General features: G+C 63.7%; 15 protein-coding genes. 9 read left to right on the top strand and 6 right to left on the bottom strand.

Annotation, left to right across the window (positions count from 1 at the left end):
• Positions 1–301: 301 nt before the first annotated feature.
• The 3 genes from glnE to ACWPWQ_RS19965 all read right to left on the bottom strand — a co-directional run bounded on the left by glnE (position 302) and on the right by ACWPWQ_RS19965 (position 5,230).
• Complete coding sequence (gene glnE / locus ACWPWQ_RS19975; protein ID WP_454010591.1) at positions 302–3,196, bottom strand: bifunctional [glutamate--ammonia ligase]-adenylyl-L-tyrosine phosphorylase/[glutamate--ammonia-ligase] adenylyltransferase; 2,895 nt, start codon at positions 3,194–3,196, stop codon at positions 302–304.
• A gap of 137 nt (positions 3,197–3,333) precedes the next feature.
• On the bottom strand, positions 3,334–3,774 hold the full coding sequence (locus tag ACWPWQ_RS19970; RefSeq protein WP_454010590.1) for a GNAT family N-acetyltransferase: 441 nt from the start codon (positions 3,772–3,774) through the stop codon (positions 3,334–3,336).
• A gap of 205 nt (positions 3,775–3,979) precedes the next feature.
• Positions 3,980–5,230 carry a methyl-accepting chemotaxis protein gene (locus ACWPWQ_RS19965; protein WP_139433997.1) on the bottom strand — a complete coding sequence of 417 codons (1,251 nt, stop codon included), beginning with the start codon at positions 5,228–5,230 and terminating at the stop codon, positions 3,980–3,982.
• Positions 5,231–5,262: 32 nt separating this feature from the next.
• Between ACWPWQ_RS19965 and ACWPWQ_RS19960 the strand changes: the two genes are divergently transcribed.
• The 9 genes from ACWPWQ_RS19960 (at position 5,263) to ACWPWQ_RS19920 (ending at position 15,118) form a co-directional block, all read left to right on the top strand.
• Positions 5,263–6,084, top strand: a complete 822-nt coding sequence (locus tag ACWPWQ_RS19960) for a potassium channel family protein (RefSeq protein WP_025328282.1) — start codon at positions 5,263–5,265, stop codon at positions 6,082–6,084.
• Between the two features lie 153 nt (positions 6,085–6,237).
• Entirely contained in the window at positions 6,238–6,843 is a 606-nt protein-coding gene (locus ACWPWQ_RS19955; protein ID WP_139433999.1) for a TIGR04211 family SH3 domain-containing protein, read from the top strand.
• A gap of 170 nt (positions 6,844–7,013) precedes the next feature.
• A complete protein-coding gene (gene nudC, locus ACWPWQ_RS19950; RefSeq protein ID WP_454010589.1) occupies positions 7,014–7,796 on the top strand; it encodes an NAD(+) diphosphatase in 783 nt (260 codons plus the stop codon).
• Positions 7,797–7,932: 136 nt separating this feature from the next.
• Entirely contained in the window at positions 7,933–9,000 is a 1,068-nt protein-coding gene (gene hemE, locus ACWPWQ_RS19945; RefSeq protein ID WP_342059815.1) for a uroporphyrinogen decarboxylase, read from the top strand.
• A gap of 187 nt (positions 9,001–9,187) precedes the next feature.
• Positions 9,188–10,117: an ROK family protein gene (locus ACWPWQ_RS19940; protein WP_454010588.1), complete on the top strand. Its 930-nt coding sequence runs from the start codon at positions 9,188–9,190 to the stop codon at positions 10,115–10,117.
• Positions 10,118–10,166: 49 nt separating this feature from the next.
• The gene (gene epd, locus ACWPWQ_RS19935; RefSeq protein WP_139434003.1) at positions 10,167–11,177 is read left to right on the top strand and encodes an erythrose-4-phosphate dehydrogenase; all 1,011 of its coding nucleotides are present in this window, start codon (positions 10,167–10,169) and stop codon (positions 11,175–11,177) included.
• A 66-nt stretch (positions 11,178–11,243) separates the two neighbouring features.
• Entirely contained in the window at positions 11,244–12,407 is a 1,164-nt protein-coding gene (locus tag ACWPWQ_RS19930) for a phosphoglycerate kinase (protein ID WP_202047212.1), read from the top strand.
• 116 nt (positions 12,408–12,523) lie between these two features.
• Positions 12,524–13,603 (top strand): class II fructose-bisphosphate aldolase, encoded by a 1,080-nt coding sequence (gene fbaA, locus ACWPWQ_RS19925; RefSeq protein WP_005332814.1) that lies wholly within the window; start codon positions 12,524–12,526, stop codon positions 13,601–13,603.
• A 210-nt stretch (positions 13,604–13,813) separates the two neighbouring features.
• A complete protein-coding gene (locus ACWPWQ_RS19920; protein WP_454010587.1) occupies positions 13,814–15,118 on the top strand; it encodes an NAD(P)/FAD-dependent oxidoreductase in 1,305 nt (434 codons plus the stop codon).
• Positions 15,119–15,147: 29 nt separating this feature from the next.
• On the opposite strand, the gene ACWPWQ_RS19915 is transcribed toward ACWPWQ_RS19920, so the two are convergent.
• The 3 genes from ACWPWQ_RS19915 to cutA all read right to left on the bottom strand — a co-directional run bounded on the left by ACWPWQ_RS19915 (position 15,148) and on the right by cutA (position 17,786).
• On the bottom strand, positions 15,148–15,567 hold the full coding sequence (locus ACWPWQ_RS19915; RefSeq protein WP_139434006.1) for a hypothetical protein: 420 nt from the start codon (positions 15,565–15,567) through the stop codon (positions 15,148–15,150).
• 129 nt (positions 15,568–15,696) lie between these two features.
• A complete protein-coding gene (locus ACWPWQ_RS19910; protein WP_429108567.1) occupies positions 15,697–17,472 on the bottom strand; it encodes a protein-disulfide reductase DsbD in 1,776 nt (591 codons plus the stop codon).
• A complete protein-coding gene (gene cutA, locus ACWPWQ_RS19905; protein WP_139434009.1) occupies positions 17,469–17,786 on the bottom strand; it encodes a divalent-cation tolerance protein CutA in 318 nt (105 codons plus the stop codon). The genes ACWPWQ_RS19910 and cutA overlap by 4 nt, the downstream gene beginning before the upstream one ends.
• Positions 17,787–17,832: the final 46 nt, after the last annotated feature.

Below are 17,832 nucleotides of genomic sequence, written 5' to 3'. Positions count from 1 at the left end.
GCTCTGTAGCTGTTCTGAAAAATCCATTATTTCCTCTCTGCATCGACGCGTTGTGTTGGTACTGTTCAGTTGGGGTTAGATGCTCCTCTGGATTAACGGTATGCCTGTGACCCAGATACCCATGTCTCTGCCCATATTCAGCAAAGCGCCATACGATGCCAAGATATGAATACCTGAAACAGGATCCAGCTCACCGCTATTGAGCGGTATATGAAATAAATCGAGAGATCTTGTTCGAACAGGTCTTAATGCAACAAGGGGCGCCATGGCGCCCCTTGTTGTGGATGCGGCGGGAGCCTTCTTACTCCCCCAGCAGCTGTTGCCAGACCGCCAGCACATGGCCCCGCTCGGTCAGCAGCTGATCGTCCCCCACCTTGCGGGAAACCTCGGAGAGGTTGAGACGATGGCCAAGGTTGCGGATCTCCAGATAGGCGTGTTTGAGCCCCTCCGCCTGCTCCAGGGTCAATACCCCCGCCATCACGCACTCGTCGAAGATGCGCACGTTGTCCGACCAGCGGGTCAGGGCCTCGGGCTCGCCGCAGGCGTGGGCCAGCACCAGGTACTGGGCGATGAACTCGATGTCCACCATGCCGCCGGGGGACTGCTTGAGATCGAACTCCCCCTCGCCGGCCTTGAGCAGGTGATCCCGCATCTTGTGGCGCATCTCCCGCACCTCGCGGGCCAGGGTTGGCAGGTCGCGATCCTTGGCCAGCACGTCGCGGCGGATGCGGGCAAATTCGGCGACCACGGCATCATCGCCATAGATGGGGCGCGCCCGCACCAGCGCCTGATGTTCCCAGGTCCAGGCTTCCTGCTGCTGGTACTGCTCATAGGCGGCGAGGGAGGAGACCAGCAGGCCGGCGTCGCCGGAGGGGCGTAGCCGCATATCGATCTCGTAGAGTATGCCGGAGGGGGTGCGGGTGCTGAACAGGTGCAGGATCCGCTGGGCCAGGCGCAGGTAGAACTGGCGGCTGTCGATGGGCTTGCGGCCGTCGGTATAGCTGTTGGGATCGCCGCCGTGCAGGAACACCAGATCGAGATCCGAGCCGTAGCCGAGCTCGATGCCGCCGAGCTTGCCGTAGGCCACCACGGCGAAGCCGCGCTGGCCGCTCAGCGCCACCTCGGGGGGCACCCCGTAGCGCTCGCTCATCTGGGTCCAGGCCTGATTGACCACCTCTTCGGTGATGGCCTCCGCCAGCCAAGTGAGGTGGTCGCTCACCTTCATCAGCGGCAGGGCGCCGGCGATGTCGGCGGCGACGATGCGCAGCAGCTGCACCTGCTTGAACTGGCGCAGCGCCTCCATCTGCTGCTCCACGTCCTCTTCGGGGATGCGCAGCAGGAACTGGCGCAGCTGGGGCTTGTACTGATCCAGCGGGGTGGGGTGGTAGAGGTGCTGGGGATCCAGCAGCTCGTCCAGCAGTATGGGGTAGCGGGCGAGCTGCTCGCTCACCAGGTTGCTCTCGTCGCACAGACGCACCAGCTGGCGCAGGGCGGCGGGGTTCTCCGCCAGCAGCTGCAGATAGGCGCTGCGGGTGAAGATGCGGGTCAGCAGGGTGCAGACCCGCTCGAACAGGCGGGCGGGCTCACGGCTCGCCACCACCAGTCGCAGCAGCTCGGGCATCAGCCAGTCCAGGGCGATGCGCCCCTGGGGGCCGACCTGGCGGCGCTTGTACTCCTCCTTGAAGCGCAGCAGGGCGGCGCAGAGCGGAACCGGATCGCCCACCCCCTGGGTGGTGAGCAGCTTCTCCAGCTCGGCGGCATCGAGCTCGGTGCGCCAGAGATCGAGCCAGAGCTGCTCCAGGTGGGCGGGGGCCTCCTTCTCTTCCCCCACCACGGCGACGAACTCCTGATGGACTATGGCCATCTCCTCGTCGAGGTGCGTCATGAAGCGCTCCCAGTCTGTGAACCCGGTGGCGGCGATCAGTCGCTGGCGATCCCGCTCCTCGGTGGGCAGGGTCTGGGTCTGCTGATCCCCGATCTCCTGCAAGATGTTCTCGACCCGGCGCAGGAAGCGGTAAGCCTGGAGCAGGCGCGCGCAGCGCTCCCCGTCGAGGGCGCCGCTCTGGGCTATGGCCGCCAGCGCCTCGGGCAGGTGGCGCACCCGCAGGGCGGGCTCGCGGCCGCCACGAATGAGCTGCAGCGCCTGGGCAATGAACTCCACCTCGCGGATGCCGCCGGCCCCCAGCTTGATGTTGCCCTCCAGCCCCTTGCGGCGCACCTCGGCGGCTATCATCGCCTTCATCTGACGCAGGCCGTCGATGACGCCGAAGTCGATGTAGCGGCGGAACACGAAGGGGCGCAGCAGCTCGGTGAGGGCCTGGGCGTGTTCGCACTGGGGCCCCAGCACCCGCGCCTTGACCATGGCGTAGCGCTCCCAGTTGCGGCCATGGTGCTGGTAGTAATCCTCCATGGCGGCAAACGAGATCGCGAGCGGCCCCGCTTCGCCGAAGGGACGCAGCCGCATGTCGACCCGAAACACCTGACCATCCTGGGTGGGCTGGTGCAGGGCGTTGATCAGGCGCTGCCCCAGCTTGATGAAGAACTGCTGGTTCGCGAGTTCGCGCCGCCCGCCGACCGTGTAGCCGTTGTCGGGGAAGGTGAAGATGAGGTCTATGTCCGAGGAGAAATTCAGCTCGCCGCCACCCAGCTTGCCCATGCCGAGGATGAGCAGGGGCTGGGGGTCGCCGTTGCCGTCCATGGGGGTGCCGAGCTCGGCACACTGCCTGGCGTAGAGCCAGTCCCGGGCGCCGCAGATCAGCGCGTCCGCGAGCCTGGTGAGATGGACAAAGCTCTCTTCGACCTCTGACTCCCCGAGCAGCTCGCGCCAGGCGATCACCAGCATGCGGCTGCGGCGGAACTGGCGCAGCACGCGCTTGAGCGCCTCCTCGTCATGGACTTCGGCGAGCAGGGCCGCGAGATCGCCCTCGTAGGCGGGCCAGCGCTCGGACAGCGCCAGATCCCCGGCGGCCAGGGTCTGCGCCAGCAGCTCGGGCTGCTTTATGAGGGAGTCGGCGACGAAATCGGAGAGACCAAACAGGGTCAGCAGGGTCTGCTGCTCCATCGCTGGCAAATTGCCATAGTCGGGGGCCAGCGCCAGCAGCCGCTGCCACTGGCGCCCGGCCTGATCCTGCAGCAGGGGGGGCAGAGTGGAGAGGGATGCAGGCGATGGGGGAAGAGAAGAGGAATGCTGGGCCACGGTTGCCGTCCTTGTGATTAACGGGTCTGCAGAGGGAATGAAAACACCGGCAGCCAATCTAGCATTGTCCGTGCCCGCGTCACAGCCCGGGAGAGAGAAGCATGAGCCGGCGGGGAAAATGGGCCGCCGGCGCGGGCTCAGGGGCGTTGATAGATCTCGGGGTCGTACTTTTCCATCAGGCTGCCGGGGGTGCGGGGCGGCGCGAAGCCAAAACCGGCATAGAGGCCCTGGGCATCCGAGGTGGCCAGCATGAGGCGGCGCAGCCCCTGCAAGGCGGGATGGTCGACAATGGCCGCCATCAACGCCTTGCTATGGCCGCGACCGCGATGCTCGGGCAGCACGAAGACGTCGGAGAGATAGCCGAAGGTGGCCCGGTCTGTGATGACCCGGGCGAAGGCCACCTGCTGACCGTCGACATAGCCGCCGAAGCAGAGGGAATGATTGATGGCCCGCTGCACGGTGGAGAGGGGAATGCCGAGGCTCCAGTAGGCCTCCTCGGACAGGAAACGGTGAATGAGCGGGACATCGAGGCGTCCCTTGTCGTCGCTGATCTCCAGTGGGGATGGGGTGTGCTGCATCCTGGCTCCTTGCCGTGTCATGAGATGAAAAAAGGCCCCTCGCGGGGCCTTCCAGTTTACTCAAATCACGACCTCAGGCCAGCTTGAAGGCCTGGATATGATTGTCCAGCGTCTGGCTGTGGTCCGTCTCTCTTTCCGACACCTTGCTGTGATAGCAATAAGAAAGGCCCCTGACGGGGCCCTTGTGCGTACCAGGTTGATGCCATCAGGCCAGCTTGAAGGCCTGAATGTGGGTATCCAGCGTCTGGCTGTGGTGCTCCACCAGTTCGGAGGCATCTTTCAGCTCCCGCAGCACCACCACGGAGCCTTCCACCACCTGCTTGACCTGCTCCAGGTTGGCGTTCATCTCTTCGGCCACCGAGCTCTGCTGCTCGGAGGCGGCGGCGATCTGGCGGTTCATGTCGGCCACCCCCTGTACCCGCTGCACTATGGTGGCGAGCTGATCGCCGGCCTGGGTCACCTGCTCCACCCCCTTGTCCGCCTGCTGCACGCTCTCGGCCATCAGGCCGACGGCCTGGCGGGCATTGCCCTGCAACTGCTCGATCATCTTCTGGATCTCGACGGTGGCGGCCTGGGCCCGGTTCGCGAGTTCGCGCACCTCGGAGGCGACCACGGCGAAGCCGCGGCCCGCCTCGCCGGCGCGGGCGGCCTCGATGGCGGCGTTCAGGGCCAGCAGGTTGGTCTGCTCCGAGATGCTGCGGATGGTGTCCACCACTGAGCCGATGCGATCGACCCCGTGTTCCACCTCGTTGACCACGGCGGAGGAGCGCTGGATGTTGCCGGAGAGGGTGTCTATGGTGCTGACGGTGGCGGCCACGCAGCGGCTCCCCTCCTCGGCCAGGGCGCTGGCGTCGGCAGTGGCGTGGGAGGCCTGCTCCGCATGGTTGGCCACCTCGCGAATGGCCCCCACCATCTGGCTCATGGCGCTGGCGAGCTGCTCTATCTGGGTGAACTCCTCGTTGATCGCCTCGTTGGCCTCATCCATGCAAAGCGTCACCTGGGAGGCGATGTCGTTGAGCTCCTTGCAGGCGGCGCGCTGGGTGCCGAACACCTCCTTGAGGTTCTCCTGAGAGTGGGCGACCGCCTTGGCGATGTCGCCGAACTCGTCCCGGGACTTGAGCAGCACGCTGTGGCTGAGATCCTTGCGGGCGAAGCGCTCCAGCAGGCCCACCAGATAGTGCACCTGCTTGACCATGAGACGGGAGCCGGTTAGCAGCAGCACCACGAAGACGACCCCCATCAGCGCCGTCTCCATCAGACCGGTCCAGAGCAGGCGATCGGCAATGGCATTGGCCTTGGTGGCATCTATGCCCTCGCCGAGCAGGGTGGCTTCCAGGTTGCTGGCATCGAACCAGAGCTTGGCCAGCAGCAGCAGCGTGCTGAACACCATGAGCAGCACCACTTTGGGCACCAGTCGGATGTTGCTCATTCGCCTCTCCAGCGAGTTTAACTGCATAATCTTTCTCCTTCTTAATGGCCGGTTTTCCTTTGTCCTCAGGACTATCGGCATTATCTTCCTTTTTATTAATTCGCACCGTGCCTAAAGTAGGAAATTGTATGCGACATCACTTAACTCACCTGCGCGCCATGGATCTGCTGATGGCGTTTCTGTCGGTGATTTCCGTTTGCCTGGTCTGTGCCCGCTGGTGGGGGCACCGCGAGTGGAGCCCGCAGACCCTGCAACTCTTCTATGACGTCGACAGCCTGATCTGCTATTTCTTCCTCGCCCACTTCGCCTACGGCTGGGTGAGGGCCCCGGATCGCATGGCCTTCTTCAAGGCCAACTGGTTCTATCTGCCGGGCAGCCTGCCCATGGTGGAGCAACTGCGCTGGGCGCGGCTCATCCAGCTGTGGCGGGTCTATCAGCTGCTGCGAGACAGGCCGGACCTGCTGGGCATGTTTCGCCGGGAGCGCAACGAGACCACCCTCTCCGGCATTCTGTTCCTCTTCTTCCTGCTGCTGGGGGTGGGCTCCGGCGTCATGTACTGGCTGGAGACGGGCCAGCCAGGGAGCCTGATCCAGACCCCCTACGATGCCTTCTGGTGGACGCTCGTCACACTCTCTACCGTGGGCTACGGGGATCTGGTGCCCAGGACGGAGGAGGGGCGCTTCGTCGCCAGCCTGCTCATCCTGTTCGGTGTGGGTCTGTTTGGCGCCCTCAGCGGTTTCATGGCCAGCCTGTTCGTGCATCCCGGCAAGACCAACGACGACACCACCCTGTGGCGACGCCAGCAGAGCGAGCAGCAGGCGCAACTGTTGCAGGAGCTGAAGGCCCTGCGCGCCGAGGTGAAGGCATTGCAACAGAAGTAGCCTGCGGCGTCTGGAATGGTCGCATGGCAAACGGGGGAAGCCGTGAGGCGCCTCTCAGTCAGGGGGGCGCCGCTTTTCTTTGCTTGTCCTTTGACCCGCTGGCGGCTTAACATTCGGCCTGCAACCTAATTCAACGAAGAGAATCGATCGACCATGCGCGCCCTTCTCGGGATCTTGATCTGCTTGTGTGCCCAACAGGTACTGGCCGATACCCGTTATGTCTCAGACAACATCTTTACCTATATCCACAACGGTCCTGGCACCCAGTACCGGATCCTCGGCAGCGTCAAGGCCGGTGAACCGCTGGAGGTCAAGGCGGTGAACAACGACGCCGGTTTCACCCAGGTGGTGGACGGCCGTGGTCGTGAAGGCTGGATCAAGAACAGCGAACTGCAGGGGGAGATCAGCCTGCGCGAGCGTCTGCCCCAGGTTCAGAAAGAGCTGGATGAGGCCAAGGCCCGTCTGCTGAACCTCAATGGCGACAACGAGCGTCGTTTCGCCGAGAAGGATGGCCAGATCACCGAGCAGAGCAAGGAGATCGCCAGCCTGAAGGCCCAGCTCGCCAGCCAGAGCACAGAGATGAGCAGCCTCAAGGAGCAGAACGACGCCCTGACCCAGAGCTATGACAACCAGGAGCACGACATGCAGATGGACTGGTTCATCCGCGGTGGTGCCATGGTGCTGGGGGGCATACTGCTCGGCATACTGCTCCCCATGCTGCCCCGTCGCCGCAAGAGCAGCGAGCGCTGGATGAACTGATCGCCCGGGCGATCGCAACGAGAAAGGTCGCCATGGCGACCTTTTTTCATGGGCGCGCACCGGGGCCGATTCTTGACCCGGTCGGGGGTCGCCAGGGGGCCTTTGCGGCCGTAAGATGAGCCGAACTATCCCGTGCCCTGCGCACCCTTCTCAACAAGAGCCTTCAACATATGTCATCAACCGAACAGGCCCGCTGGTTCGTGCTGGGGGGCGATCACCTCGTCCTGCTGGATGAACGGGGGCAGATCCCCCGGGGCCCCAAGGCCAGCCTGCCCGCCCATCTGCACGCCGCCCATTTCGAGCCTTTCGACGAGTGGGACGGACTGCCCTGCCTGCTGCTGGATCTGGGACCGGATGCCGAGATCGCCTCTCTGGCGGGGCTGCGCCAGCTGATGGTGGCGGGGGACGAAGAGGGTTTTCGCCTCGCCGGACGCGCCTGGCAGCTCGCCACCTTCCGCCGCACCCATCGCTTCTGCGGCGAATGCGGCGCCCCCATGACCCCCAAGGCGGGGGAGTGGGCACAGGTGTGCCGGCATGGTCACGTCGTCTACCCGCGCATCTCCCCCTGCATCATAGTGGCGGTGCGCAAGGGCCCGGCGATCCTGCTGGCGGCCCATCGCCGTCACTATCAGGCGGAGGATCCCATGTATACCGTGCTGGCGGGCTTCGTGGAGGCGGGGGAGAACCTGGAGCAGTGCGTGGCGCGAGAGGTGTTCGAGGAGAGCGGAATCCGGGTGCGCAATGTGCGCTATGTGGCGAGCCAGCCCTGGCCCTTCCCCCACAGCCTGATGATGGGCTTCACCGCCGACTACCAGAGCGGCGAGATCAAGGTGCAGGACGAGGAGTTGGTGGCCGCCGGTTTCTTCGAGGCGGACCGGCTGCCACGGCTGCCCCCCCACGGCACCATAGCGCGGCGGCTGATCGAGCAGAGCCTCGCGGCAGAGAGGCCCTGAAAAGCGGGGCCCTGGTTTGCGCCCCCTCACATCTTTGCACTCCGGCGACCCGGCGGCGCGTTTGTGCCGCCCTTAGCCTTGCACAAAGTGGTATCATATCCGCCATTTTATGCTGGATATGAACTCAGGAACTGGGATGAAAGAGCTGAAGAACGATCGATACCTGCGTGCCCTGCTGCGCCAGGATGTGGACATGACCCCGGTGTGGATGATGCGTCAGGCTGGCCGCTACCTGCCGGAATACAAGGCGACCCGCGCCGTCGCGGGGGACTTCATGTCCCTGTGCCGCAACGCCGAGCTGGCCTGTGAAGTCACCCTGCAGCCCCTGCGCCGCTATCCCCTCGATGCCGCCATCCTCTTCTCCGACATCCTGACCGTGCCCGACGCCATGGGGCTTGGCCTCTACTTCGAGCACGGGGAAGGCCCGCGCTTCGAGCGCCCAATCACCTCCATGGCGGACGTGCAGGCGCTGCCCATCCCGGATCCGGAAGATGAGCTCGGCTACGTGATGAACGCGGTGCGCACCATTCGCCGCGAGCTCAAGGGCGACGTGCCGCTCATCGGCTTCTCCGGCAGCCCCTGGACCCTGGCCACCTACATGGTGGAGGGGGGCAGCTCCAAGGCGTTCACCAAGATCAAGCAGATGATGTATGCAGAGCCGCAGACCCTGCACCTGCTGCTCGACAAGCTGGCGGACAGCGTGATCGCCTATCTCAACGCCCAGATCAGGGCAGGTGCCCAGTCCGTCATGGTATTCGACACCTGGGGCGGCGTGCTGACCCCCCGCGATTACCGCGACTTCTCCTTGCAGTACATGCACAAGATCGTCGATGGCCTGATCCGTGAGAATGAGGGGCGCCGCGTGCCGGTGACCCTGTTCACCAAGAACGGCGGCCAGTGGCTGGAGCAGATCGCCGCCACCGGCTGCGACGCCCTGGGGCTGGACTGGACCACGGATATAGCCGACGCCAAGCGCCGGGTCGGCGACAAGGTGGCGCTGCAGGGCAACATGGATCCCTCCATGCTCTACGCCGCGCCTGGGCGCATCCGCGAAGAGGTCGCCACCATACTGGCGGGCTTTGGCAGCGGCAACGGCCACGTCTTCAACCTCGGTCACGGCATCCATCAGGATGTGGACCCGGAGCACGCCGGGGTGTTTGTGAACGCGGTGCACGAGCTGTCGGCTCAGTACCACGGCCGCTGAGCGCGGCAGACAGCACGATGAGAACGGGGCCTGCGGGCCCCGTTTTGCTGCCCGGCCTCGCGGGGGCTGCATCCTGGTCACCGCTCGGGTTACACTGCACCACCACTGAACAGGGTCGCGGACAGGATGGGCGAGTGCACCTCCTGACGACCGTGTGAGGGCGTCGTCGAACATGGCAGGAGGCAGGATGGGCAAGAGTGCATGGGACTGGGGAATCGATCTTGGCGGAACCAAGTGCGAGTGCGTGGTGCTCGAGGGTGACGAGGTGCTGCTGCGCCATCGCATCCCCACCGAGCGCCGTGGCGGTTACGAGCACATGATAGGCCAGATCGCCAAACTGGTGGACGAGTGCGCCGAGCGGCTCGGCCAGCGTCCCGCCATCCTCGGCATGGGCACCCCGGGGGCGCGGGACCCCCAGACCGGGCTGATGAAGAACTGCAACACCACAGAGCTCAACGGCAAGCCGTTCAAGGAAGATCTGGAGCGCAGGCTCGGCATTCCTGTGCTGATCGCCAACGACGCCAACTGCTTCGCCCTGGCGGAAACCCATCTGGGGGCGGTGCGCCAGCACCATCCCGATGCCAAGGTAGTGTTCGGCATCATCATGGGCACAGGGGTGGGCTCCGGCATCGTCATCAACGGCCAGATCCTCAACGGCCATCACGGCATCGCCGGGGAGTGGGGCCACAACGTGCTCTCTCCCGACGGCCCGGAGTGCTACTGCGGCAAGCGCGGCTGCGTCGAGACCTTCATCAGCGGCCCGGCGCTGGAGGCCTGGTATGAGGGCAAGGCCAGGCGCCACCTGTCACTGGCCCAGATAGCGGCGGCCAGTGCCCACGACCACGTCGCCAAGCTCACCATGGACCGGCTGCATCTGCTGTTCGGCCAGGCCCTGGCCAACGTGGTCAACATCCTGGATCCGGATGTCATCGTCATCGGCGGCGGTGTGGGCAACGTGCAGAGCCTCTACAGCGTCGGTCGGCAGACTGTGCTGCCATTTCTGTTCAATCCCCGCTTCGCCACCCCCCTCATTGCCCCGGCCCTGGGCGACAGTGCCGGTGTGTTCGGGGCCGCGCTGCTGGCCAGGGGCGTCTTCCAGGAGGCCCTGCTGTCGTGAACCAGTCAGGGATCCGTCACTTTGTCGCAGGTAAGGACACAGATTTTTCATGATCAAGATTGCCATCAACGGATACGGGCGCATCGGTCGCAACGTGTTGCGGGCCCTCTACGAGAGCGGCCGCGATAACCAGCTTAAGATAGTCGCCATCAACGAACTGGCGGCTCCCGAGGCCATGGTGCACCTCACCCGCTTCGACACCAGCCACGGCCGCTTCGGCTACCCGGTGCAGCTCGCGGGCAACAGCATGCTGGTGGGGGAGGATCTCATCGCCCTGTTTGCCGAGCGGGATCCGGCCAGGCTGCCCTGGCGAGCGCTGGGGGTGGATGTGGTGCTGGACTGCACCGGGGTATTCGGCTCACGGGCCGATGCCGAACTGCATCTGGGCGCGGGGGCGGGCAAGGTGCTCTTCTCCCATCCGGCGGATGCGGACGTGGATGCCACCATAGTCTACGGGGTCAACCATCAGGTGCTGACGGGACGGGAGCGGATCGTCTCCAACGCCTCCTGTACCACCAACTGCGTGGTGCCCGTCATCGAAACATTGCATCGAGAATTCGAGATAAATTGTGGTACTATTACGACAATTCATTCGGCCATGCACGATCAGCAAGTCATCGATGCCTATCACAGCGACTTGCGTCGAACCCGGGCCGCCAGCCAGTCCATCATCCCGGTGGATACCAAGCTGGCAAAGGGGTTGGAGCGAATCCTCCCTCACTTCGCCGGCAAGTTCGAGGCGATCGCGGTGCGGGTGCCGACCATCAACGTCACCGCCATGGATCTGAGCATTACTGTTCGTAAAAAAGTGACAGTTAGTGACGTAAATCAAGCCCTGCAACGGGCATCCAGAGGTACATTACAGGGTATCCTGGACTACACGGAAGAGCCGCTGGTCTCCGTAGACTTTAATCATGATGCACACTCCTGCATCATTGATGGTACCCAGACTCGGGTGAGCGATGCCAACCTCGTCAAGATGTTGATGTGGTGCGATAACGAATGGGGCTTCGCCAACCGCATGCTGGATACCACCCGGGCCATGATGGCCGCAGGCTGAGAGCCTGCACCGGGCGCAAGGTTACTGTTTTTTTAACATTACCTGAAAATATATAGAGGACTGAATATGTCTGTTATCAAGATGACCGACCTGGATCTGGCGGGTAAACGCGTTCTGATCCGTGCTGACCTGAACGTGCCGGTAAAAGACGGCAAGGTCACTTCCGATGCACGTATCGTGGCGACTCTGCCGACCATCAAGCTGGCTCTGGAAAAGGGCGCCAAGCTGATGATCACCTCCCACCTGGGTCGTCCGACCGAGGGTGAATACAACGAAGAATTCTCCCTGGCCCCGGTAGTCAACTATCTGAAAGACGCTCTGTCCTGCCCGGTCCGCCTGGCCAAGGATTACCTGGATGGCGTAGACGTCGCCGCCGGTGAGCTGGTTGTGCTGGAAAACTGCCGTTTCAACAAAGGCGAGAAGAAGAACACCGAAGAGCTGGCCAAAAAATACGCCGCCCTGTGTGACGTCTTTGTAATGGATGCATTCGGTACTGCTCACCGCGCCGAAGGGTCCACCTACGGTGTGGCCCAGTTCGCCCCAGTTGCCTGTGCTGGCCCCCTGCTGGCCGGTGAACTGGACGCCCTGGGCAAGGCCATGCTGAAGCCCGAGCGCCCCATGGTTGCCATCGTTGGCGGCTCCAAGGTCTCCACCAAGCTGACCGTGCTGGAATCCCTCTCCAAGATCGCTGACCAGCTGGTGGTCGGTGGTGGCATCGCCAACACCTTCATCGCCGCTGCCGGTCACAACGTCGGCAAGTCCCTGTGCGAGCACGACCTGATCGATACCGCCAAGAAACTGGCTGCCGAGACCAACATCCCGGTGACCACCGACGTGGTTGTGGGTGCCGAGTTCTCCGAGTCCACTCCGGCCACCATCAAGTCCGTTAGCGATGTGACCGACGGCGACATGATCTTCGACATCGGCCCTGACTCTGCCAAGGCCCTGGCCGACATCATCATGAACGCCAAGACCATACTGTGGAACGGCCCGGTCGGCGTGTTCGAGTTCGACCAGTTCGCCGAAGGCACCAAGGTGATCGCCGAAGCCATCGCCGCTTCCCCGGCCTTCTCCATCGCTGGCGGTGGTGACACCCTGGCCGCCATCGACAAGTTCGGCATCGCCGACAAGGTCTCCTACATCTCCACCGGCGGCGGCGCCTTCCTGGAGTTCGTAGAAGGCAAGGTACTGCCGGCTGTCGCGATTCTTGAAGAACGCGCCAAAGCCTAATTGACCCGGGACGGGGGGCAAAAGCCTCCCGTTTCGTTTATCATGTGGCCGCTGTGCCGGTTCATGATGAACCCCCCATTTTTTATTAACGGCATACGAGAACAGGACGATTAAACATGTCTAAGAAAATTTTCGACTTCGTAAAACCCGGCGTGATCACTGGTGATGACGTTCAGAAAGTGTTCGCCATCGCTAAAGAGAACGGCTTCGCTCTGCCTGCCGTGAACTGCGTGGGTACCGACTCCGTCAACGCCGTGCTGGAAGCTGCCGCCAAGGTCAAAGCCCCGGTCATCGTTCAGTTCTCCAACGGTGGTGCCGTGTTCACCGCCGGCAAGGGTCTGAAGCTGGAAGGCCAGCAGGCTGCCATCATCGGTGCCATCTCCGGTGCCAAGCACGTGCACGCCGTTGCCGAAGCTTACGGTGTACCTGTCATCCTGCACACCGACCACGCCGCCAAGAAGCTGCTGCCGTGGATCGACGGTCTGCTGGAAGCGGGCGAGAAGCACTTCGCCGAGACCGGCAAGCCGCTGTTCTCCTCCCACATGCTGGATCTGTCCGAAGAGTCTCTGGAAGAGAACATCGACATCTGCTGCGAGTACCTGACCCGCATGGCCAAGATGAACATGACTCTGGAGCTGGAACTGGGTTGCACCGGTGGCGAAGAAGACGGTGTGGACAACAGCCACATGGATCAGTCCGCCCTGTACACCCAGCCGGAAGACGTGGCTTACGCCTACGAGCGTCTGTCCAAGATCAGCCCGCGTTTCACCATCGCTGCCTCCTTCGGCAACGTGCACGGTGTTTACAAGCCGGGTAACGTCAAGCTGACCCCGTCCATCCTGGACGCTTCCCAGAAATACGTTTCCGAGAAGTTCGGTCTGCCTGCCAAGTCCCTGGACTTCGTGTTCCACGGTGGCTCAGGTTCCACCCTGGAAGAGATCCGCGAATCCATCTCCTACGGCGTCGTGAAGATGAACATCGACACCGACACCCAGTGGGCTACCTGGGAAGGTCTGTTGAACTTCTACAAGACCAACGAAGCCTACCTGCAAGGCCAGCTGGGCAACCCGGAAGGCGCCGACAAGCCGAACAAGAAGTTCTACGATCCGCGCGTATGGCTGCGTGCCGGTCAGACTTCCATGATCGCCCGTCTGGAGAAAGCCTTCTCCGACCTGAACGCCATCAACGTACTGTAATTCGTTACCGTATCTTGATTGCTGAAGAGGCGCCCCGCGGGGCGCCTCTTTCATTTTGGGCCCTCGGCTGGCCTCTCAAAAGGTGTCCTTCGGGACACCTTTTGCATTTCTGTGATCCTGACAGGCTGGATTGGCGACCCTGGGCTGGGTATTATCGATGACACTGCGTTTAATTTAGTAAACAAGTGCAACCAAGGCAGGATGCTGAGCATGCAGACAGGAAGACACAACGGACACCAGGAGCACGTGGCCTCCTATTACGCGGCCACCCGCAACGACCATCGTCAGTGGCCCGAGCTCAGCGGTGAGCTGGATGCCGACGTCTGCATCATAGGCGGCGGCTTCACCGGCCTCAACACCGTCATCAACCTGGCCGAGGCGGGCTACAAGGTGGTCTTGCTTGAGGCCAACCGCATCGGTTGGGGCGCCTCCGGCCGCAACGGCGGTCAGCTCATTCGCGGTATCGGCCACGACACCAGCCAGTTTGCCCGCTGGATAGGCGAACAAGGGGTGCGCGAGCTGGACCTGATGGGGCTGGAGGCGGTGCAGCTGGTGCGCGAGCGGGTCGCGCGTTTCAACATCGACTGCGACCTGACCTGGGGCTACTGCGATCTCGCCACCAAGGCGCGCCACCTCAAGGGATTTGAGGAGGATGCCGAGCACTTGGCGAGCCTGGGCTACCGGCACGAAGTCAGGCTGGTGCCCAAAAGCGAGATCAAGTCGGTGGTGGGGTCGGATCGCTATATCGGCGGCATGATCGACATGGGCTCAGGCCACCTGCATCCCCTCAACCTGGCCCTCGGCGAGGCGCGCGCGGCGGCCAGCCTGGGCGTCGCCCTGTTCGAGCACTCCAGGGTGACCCATATCGACTACGGCGATCGGGTCGAGGTGACCACGGCCCATGGCCGTTGCCGCGCCAGCTATCTGGTGATCGGCTGCAACGCCTACCTCAACGAGCTCAATCCCGAACTCGGGGGCAAGGTGCTGCCGGCGGGCTCCTATATCCTCGCCACCCAGGTGCTGGAGAAACGGCTGCGCCAGCGGCTGCTGCCGCAAAACATGGCGGTGTGCGATCAGAATGTGGCGCTCGACTACTACCGGCTGTCGGCGGACGGTCGCCTGCTGTTTGGTGGGGCCTGCAACTACTCGGGGCGCGATCCCAGGGACATCAAGGCGTTTATGCTGCCCAAGCTGCTGCGGGTCTTCCCGGAGCTGGCTGGCACCGCCATCGAGTTTCAGTGGGGGGGCATGATAGGCATAGGCGCCAACCGGCTGCCGCAGATCGGGCGCCTCAAGGAGCACCCCAATGTGTTCTATGCCCAGGCTTACTCGGGACACGGCCTCAATGCCACGCACATGGCTGCCAAGCTGGTGGCCGAGGCGATCAGGGGGGAGAGCCGGGGCTTCGATCTCTTCAGTCGCGTGCCCCACATGACCTTCCCCGGCGGGCCTGCCCTGCGCTCCCCCTTGCTGGCGCTCGGGATGCTGTGGCACAGAATGAAGGATCTGCTCTAGGGGAGGGCTGGCGGCAGGGAGGAGGGTGCTTATCCCTGCTGCGCCGGTTCTGCCAGCTGCCAGCCCTGCTCCGTCTTCATCATCCAGACCTGGCTCTCCTGCGCCAGCGCCTGGCCTGCCTCGAACTCGCCGTATTTGCGCTCCAGCTCCATCAGGGCCATCTCCTGCTGGAAGGGGCCGACCCTGTCATAGACCAGATCCTCGTCGTGCAGCACCTGCAGCTGATCCAGCCCCTGCTTGAAGTGGAGCCGGTAGCTCACCCTGACCAAGTAGACCCCCTCCATCCGCTCCTCCTTGCCGAGCACGGCGAAGTCGCTGATCTCGAACAGGTTGGCGTCGGTTTCGGCCTGCAGCCTGGCGGTGACCTGGCTCTGGATCGCCTCTTCACCTGGACCTGAGTTGCAGCCATATAGCCAGCAGGCCAGCAGGGGGATGAACCACTTTTTCATCAAAACTCCGGACGATGCGAGACGGAAAGGGCAAATTCTGCCATGGCGCCTGTCATATACAAGGGATGGCCAGAAAAATCAGCGCGCAGAGGAGAGGGCGGCCCGCGCGGCAAGGTGGGCCGCCATGGTTCAGCGCAGCTTGTCCAGCTGGCCGAGGAACTCGGCGGGCCCCATAAAGCCGGTCACCCGCTGGCCGCTCACCTCGTTGCCATCGCGATCGAAGAAGATCAGGGTCGGCAGCCCCAGCACGTTCAGGCCGTTGAGCAGATCCACATCGGCATCGTCGTTGGCGGTGACGTCAGCCTGCAGCAGCACCATGTCGGCGAAGCGCGCCCGCACCTCGGGATCGCTGAAGGTCTTGTGCTCGAACTCCTTGCAGGCCACGCACCAGTCGGCGTAGAGGTCCAGCAGCACCGGCTTGCCGCGGGCGGCCTCGAGTCGGGTCTTGAGGTCATCCAGGGTCTTGATGCGGACAAACCGGGGCGCCTGGGTCCCGGTGCTGGCCTTGACGCCAGGCTCGGGCAGCAGCAGATCCTTGCCCATCACCACCAGGCCCATCATCGCCAGCAGCAGCACGAAGCCGCCGAGACTCTTGCCCACCGAGTGGGGGCGATGCTGGTTGTGGTGATAGAGATAGCCGCACAGCACCAGCCCCCAGCCGAGCCAGAGCAGGGTGGCGACCTGGTCGCTCAAGAGCCGTGACAGCAAGAGGATGGGCACCGCCAGCAGAGCAAAGCCAAAGAGTTGCTTGATCACATCCATCCAGGCGCCCGCCTTGGGCAGCAGCTTGCCCCCCGAGGTGCCGAGCAGCAGCAGCGGCAGCCCCATGCCCAGGGACAGGGCATAGAGGGCCGCACCACCGAGCCAGAGATCGCCGCTCTGGGCAACATAGATAAGCGCGCCGGAGAGCGGCGCCGTGGTGCAGGGGGAGCAGACCAGGCCGGAGATCATCCCCATGATGGTGACCCCGACCACTGAGCCGCCCTGCTGGCGGTTGGAGAGGCCTGAGAGCCGGGTTTGCAGGCTGCTCGGCAGTTGCAGGCTGTAGAGCCCGAACATGGAGAGCGCCAGCAGCACGAACATCACCGAGAGGCCGATCAGCACATAGGGGTGCTGCAGCGCCGCCTGGAACTTCAGCCCCGCCGAGGCGACCACCAGCCCGAGCAGGGTGTAGGTGACCGCCATCCCCTGCACATAGACGAAGGAGAGCAGGAAGGCGCGGCGGGTGGAGAGGTGCTGACCGGCACCGGCGATGATGCCGGTCAAAATGGGGTACATGGGGAAGACGCAGGGGGTGAAGGCAAGCCCCAGCCCCAGCGCAAAGAAGGCGGCGATGCTGAGCCAGAAGCCCTGGCTGCCGAGGGCCGCCGCCAGTCTGTCCTGCTGGCTGCTGGCCGGCGCCTCGATGGCGTCAGCGGAGCCTGTCTGCCCGGCGTCGCCGGTAGCCGCGAGGGGCTGCACCGGGATCCGCTTGTCGGTGGGGGGATAGCAGAGGCCGTCGGTGCAACCCTGATAGCTTATCCTGAGGCTGGCGGCGTCCCCCACCTGGGTCAGGGTGACGGGGATCTGCAGCTCCTGATAGAAGACCCGGGTCTTGCCGAAGAAGTCATCCTCATGCTCGGTGCCTGCGGGCAGCACTGGAGGCTCGAAGGCGAGGTTGTCCCCCTTGACGCTGATGCTGTGGCGATAGAGATAGTAACCGTCGGCGAGGCGCAGGGTCAGCAGCAGCTTGTTGCCCTGCTGCTCGCTCTCGAGGACGAAGGCCTCGTCGACTTTCAGAAACTTGGGCTGGGCGCTGGCCTGGATGCCGAGGCTGCCGAGCAGATCCTGACTGCTGGCCTGGGCGGGGGCCGCGAGCAGGCTCAGCAGGAGCAGCAGGGGGAAAAGCAGGGGTCGCAGAGTCATGAGGTCTCCTGTGTCAACCAGTCGAGGTAGGCTTGATGACCCTGGCTGGCGGGGATCGCCAGGATCTCCGGCACCTGGTAGGGGTGATGCGCCAGGATGCACCGCTCGAGCTCGGCAAAGAGCGGCTGGCGGGATTTGATGATGAGCTGGATCTCCCGTGCCCGTTCAGTCTTCCCCTGCCAGCGATAGACGGAGGTGAGCCCTGGCAGCTGATTGATGCAGGCGGCGAGGCGCTGGTCGAGCAGTTGCTCGCAGATGAGGTCGGCACTGGCTTCATCAGGGCAGGTGCAGAGCACCAGAATGGCGTCGGTCATGGGGTCGGCGGTCTCGTCAGCGGGGGCGCAAAGGCCCTCTGGAACA

The sequence above is a fragment of the Aeromonas sp. Marseille-Q7275 genome (genome assembly GCF_965119515.1).
The sequence above is the reverse complement of the archived record's forward strand: the minus strand, read 5'-3'. Positions and strand labels throughout refer to the sequence as shown.

Excerpts from the sequence above, each read along its gene's own strand:
- ACWPWQ_RS19970 (WP_454010590.1), bottom strand. The coding sequence starts at position 3,774 with ATGCAGCACACCCCATCCCCACTGGAGATCAGCGACGACAAGGGACGC.
- ACWPWQ_RS19965 (WP_139433997.1), bottom strand. The coding sequence starts at position 5,230 with ATGCAGTTAAACTCGCTGGAGAGGCGAATGAGCAACATCCGACTGGTG.
- ACWPWQ_RS19955 (WP_139433999.1), top strand. The coding sequence starts at position 6,238 with ATGCGCGCCCTTCTCGGGATCTTGATCTGCTTGTGTGCCCAACAGGTA.
- nudC (WP_454010589.1), top strand. The coding sequence starts at position 7,014 with ATGTCATCAACCGAACAGGCCCGCTGGTTCGTGCTGGGGGGCGATCAC.
- hemE (WP_342059815.1), top strand. The coding sequence starts at position 7,933 with ATGAAAGAGCTGAAGAACGATCGATACCTGCGTGCCCTGCTGCGCCAG.
- ACWPWQ_RS19940 (WP_454010588.1), top strand. The coding sequence starts at position 9,188 with ATGGGCAAGAGTGCATGGGACTGGGGAATCGATCTTGGCGGAACCAAG.
- epd (WP_139434003.1), top strand. The coding sequence starts at position 10,167 with ATGATCAAGATTGCCATCAACGGATACGGGCGCATCGGTCGCAACGTG.
- ACWPWQ_RS19930 (WP_202047212.1), top strand. The coding sequence starts at position 11,244 with ATGTCTGTTATCAAGATGACCGACCTGGATCTGGCGGGTAAACGCGTT.
- fbaA (WP_005332814.1), top strand. The coding sequence starts at position 12,524 with ATGTCTAAGAAAATTTTCGACTTCGTAAAACCCGGCGTGATCACTGGT.
- ACWPWQ_RS19920 (WP_454010587.1), top strand. The coding sequence starts at position 13,814 with ATGCAGACAGGAAGACACAACGGACACCAGGAGCACGTGGCCTCCTAT.
- ACWPWQ_RS19915 (WP_139434006.1), bottom strand. The coding sequence starts at position 15,567 with ATGAAAAAGTGGTTCATCCCCCTGCTGGCCTGCTGGCTATATGGCTGC.
- ACWPWQ_RS19910 (WP_429108567.1), bottom strand. The coding sequence starts at position 17,472 with ATGACTCTGCGACCCCTGCTTTTCCCCCTGCTGCTCCTGCTGAGCCTG.
- cutA (WP_139434009.1), bottom strand. The coding sequence starts at position 17,786 with ATGACCGACGCCATTCTGGTGCTCTGCACCTGCCCTGATGAAGCCAGT.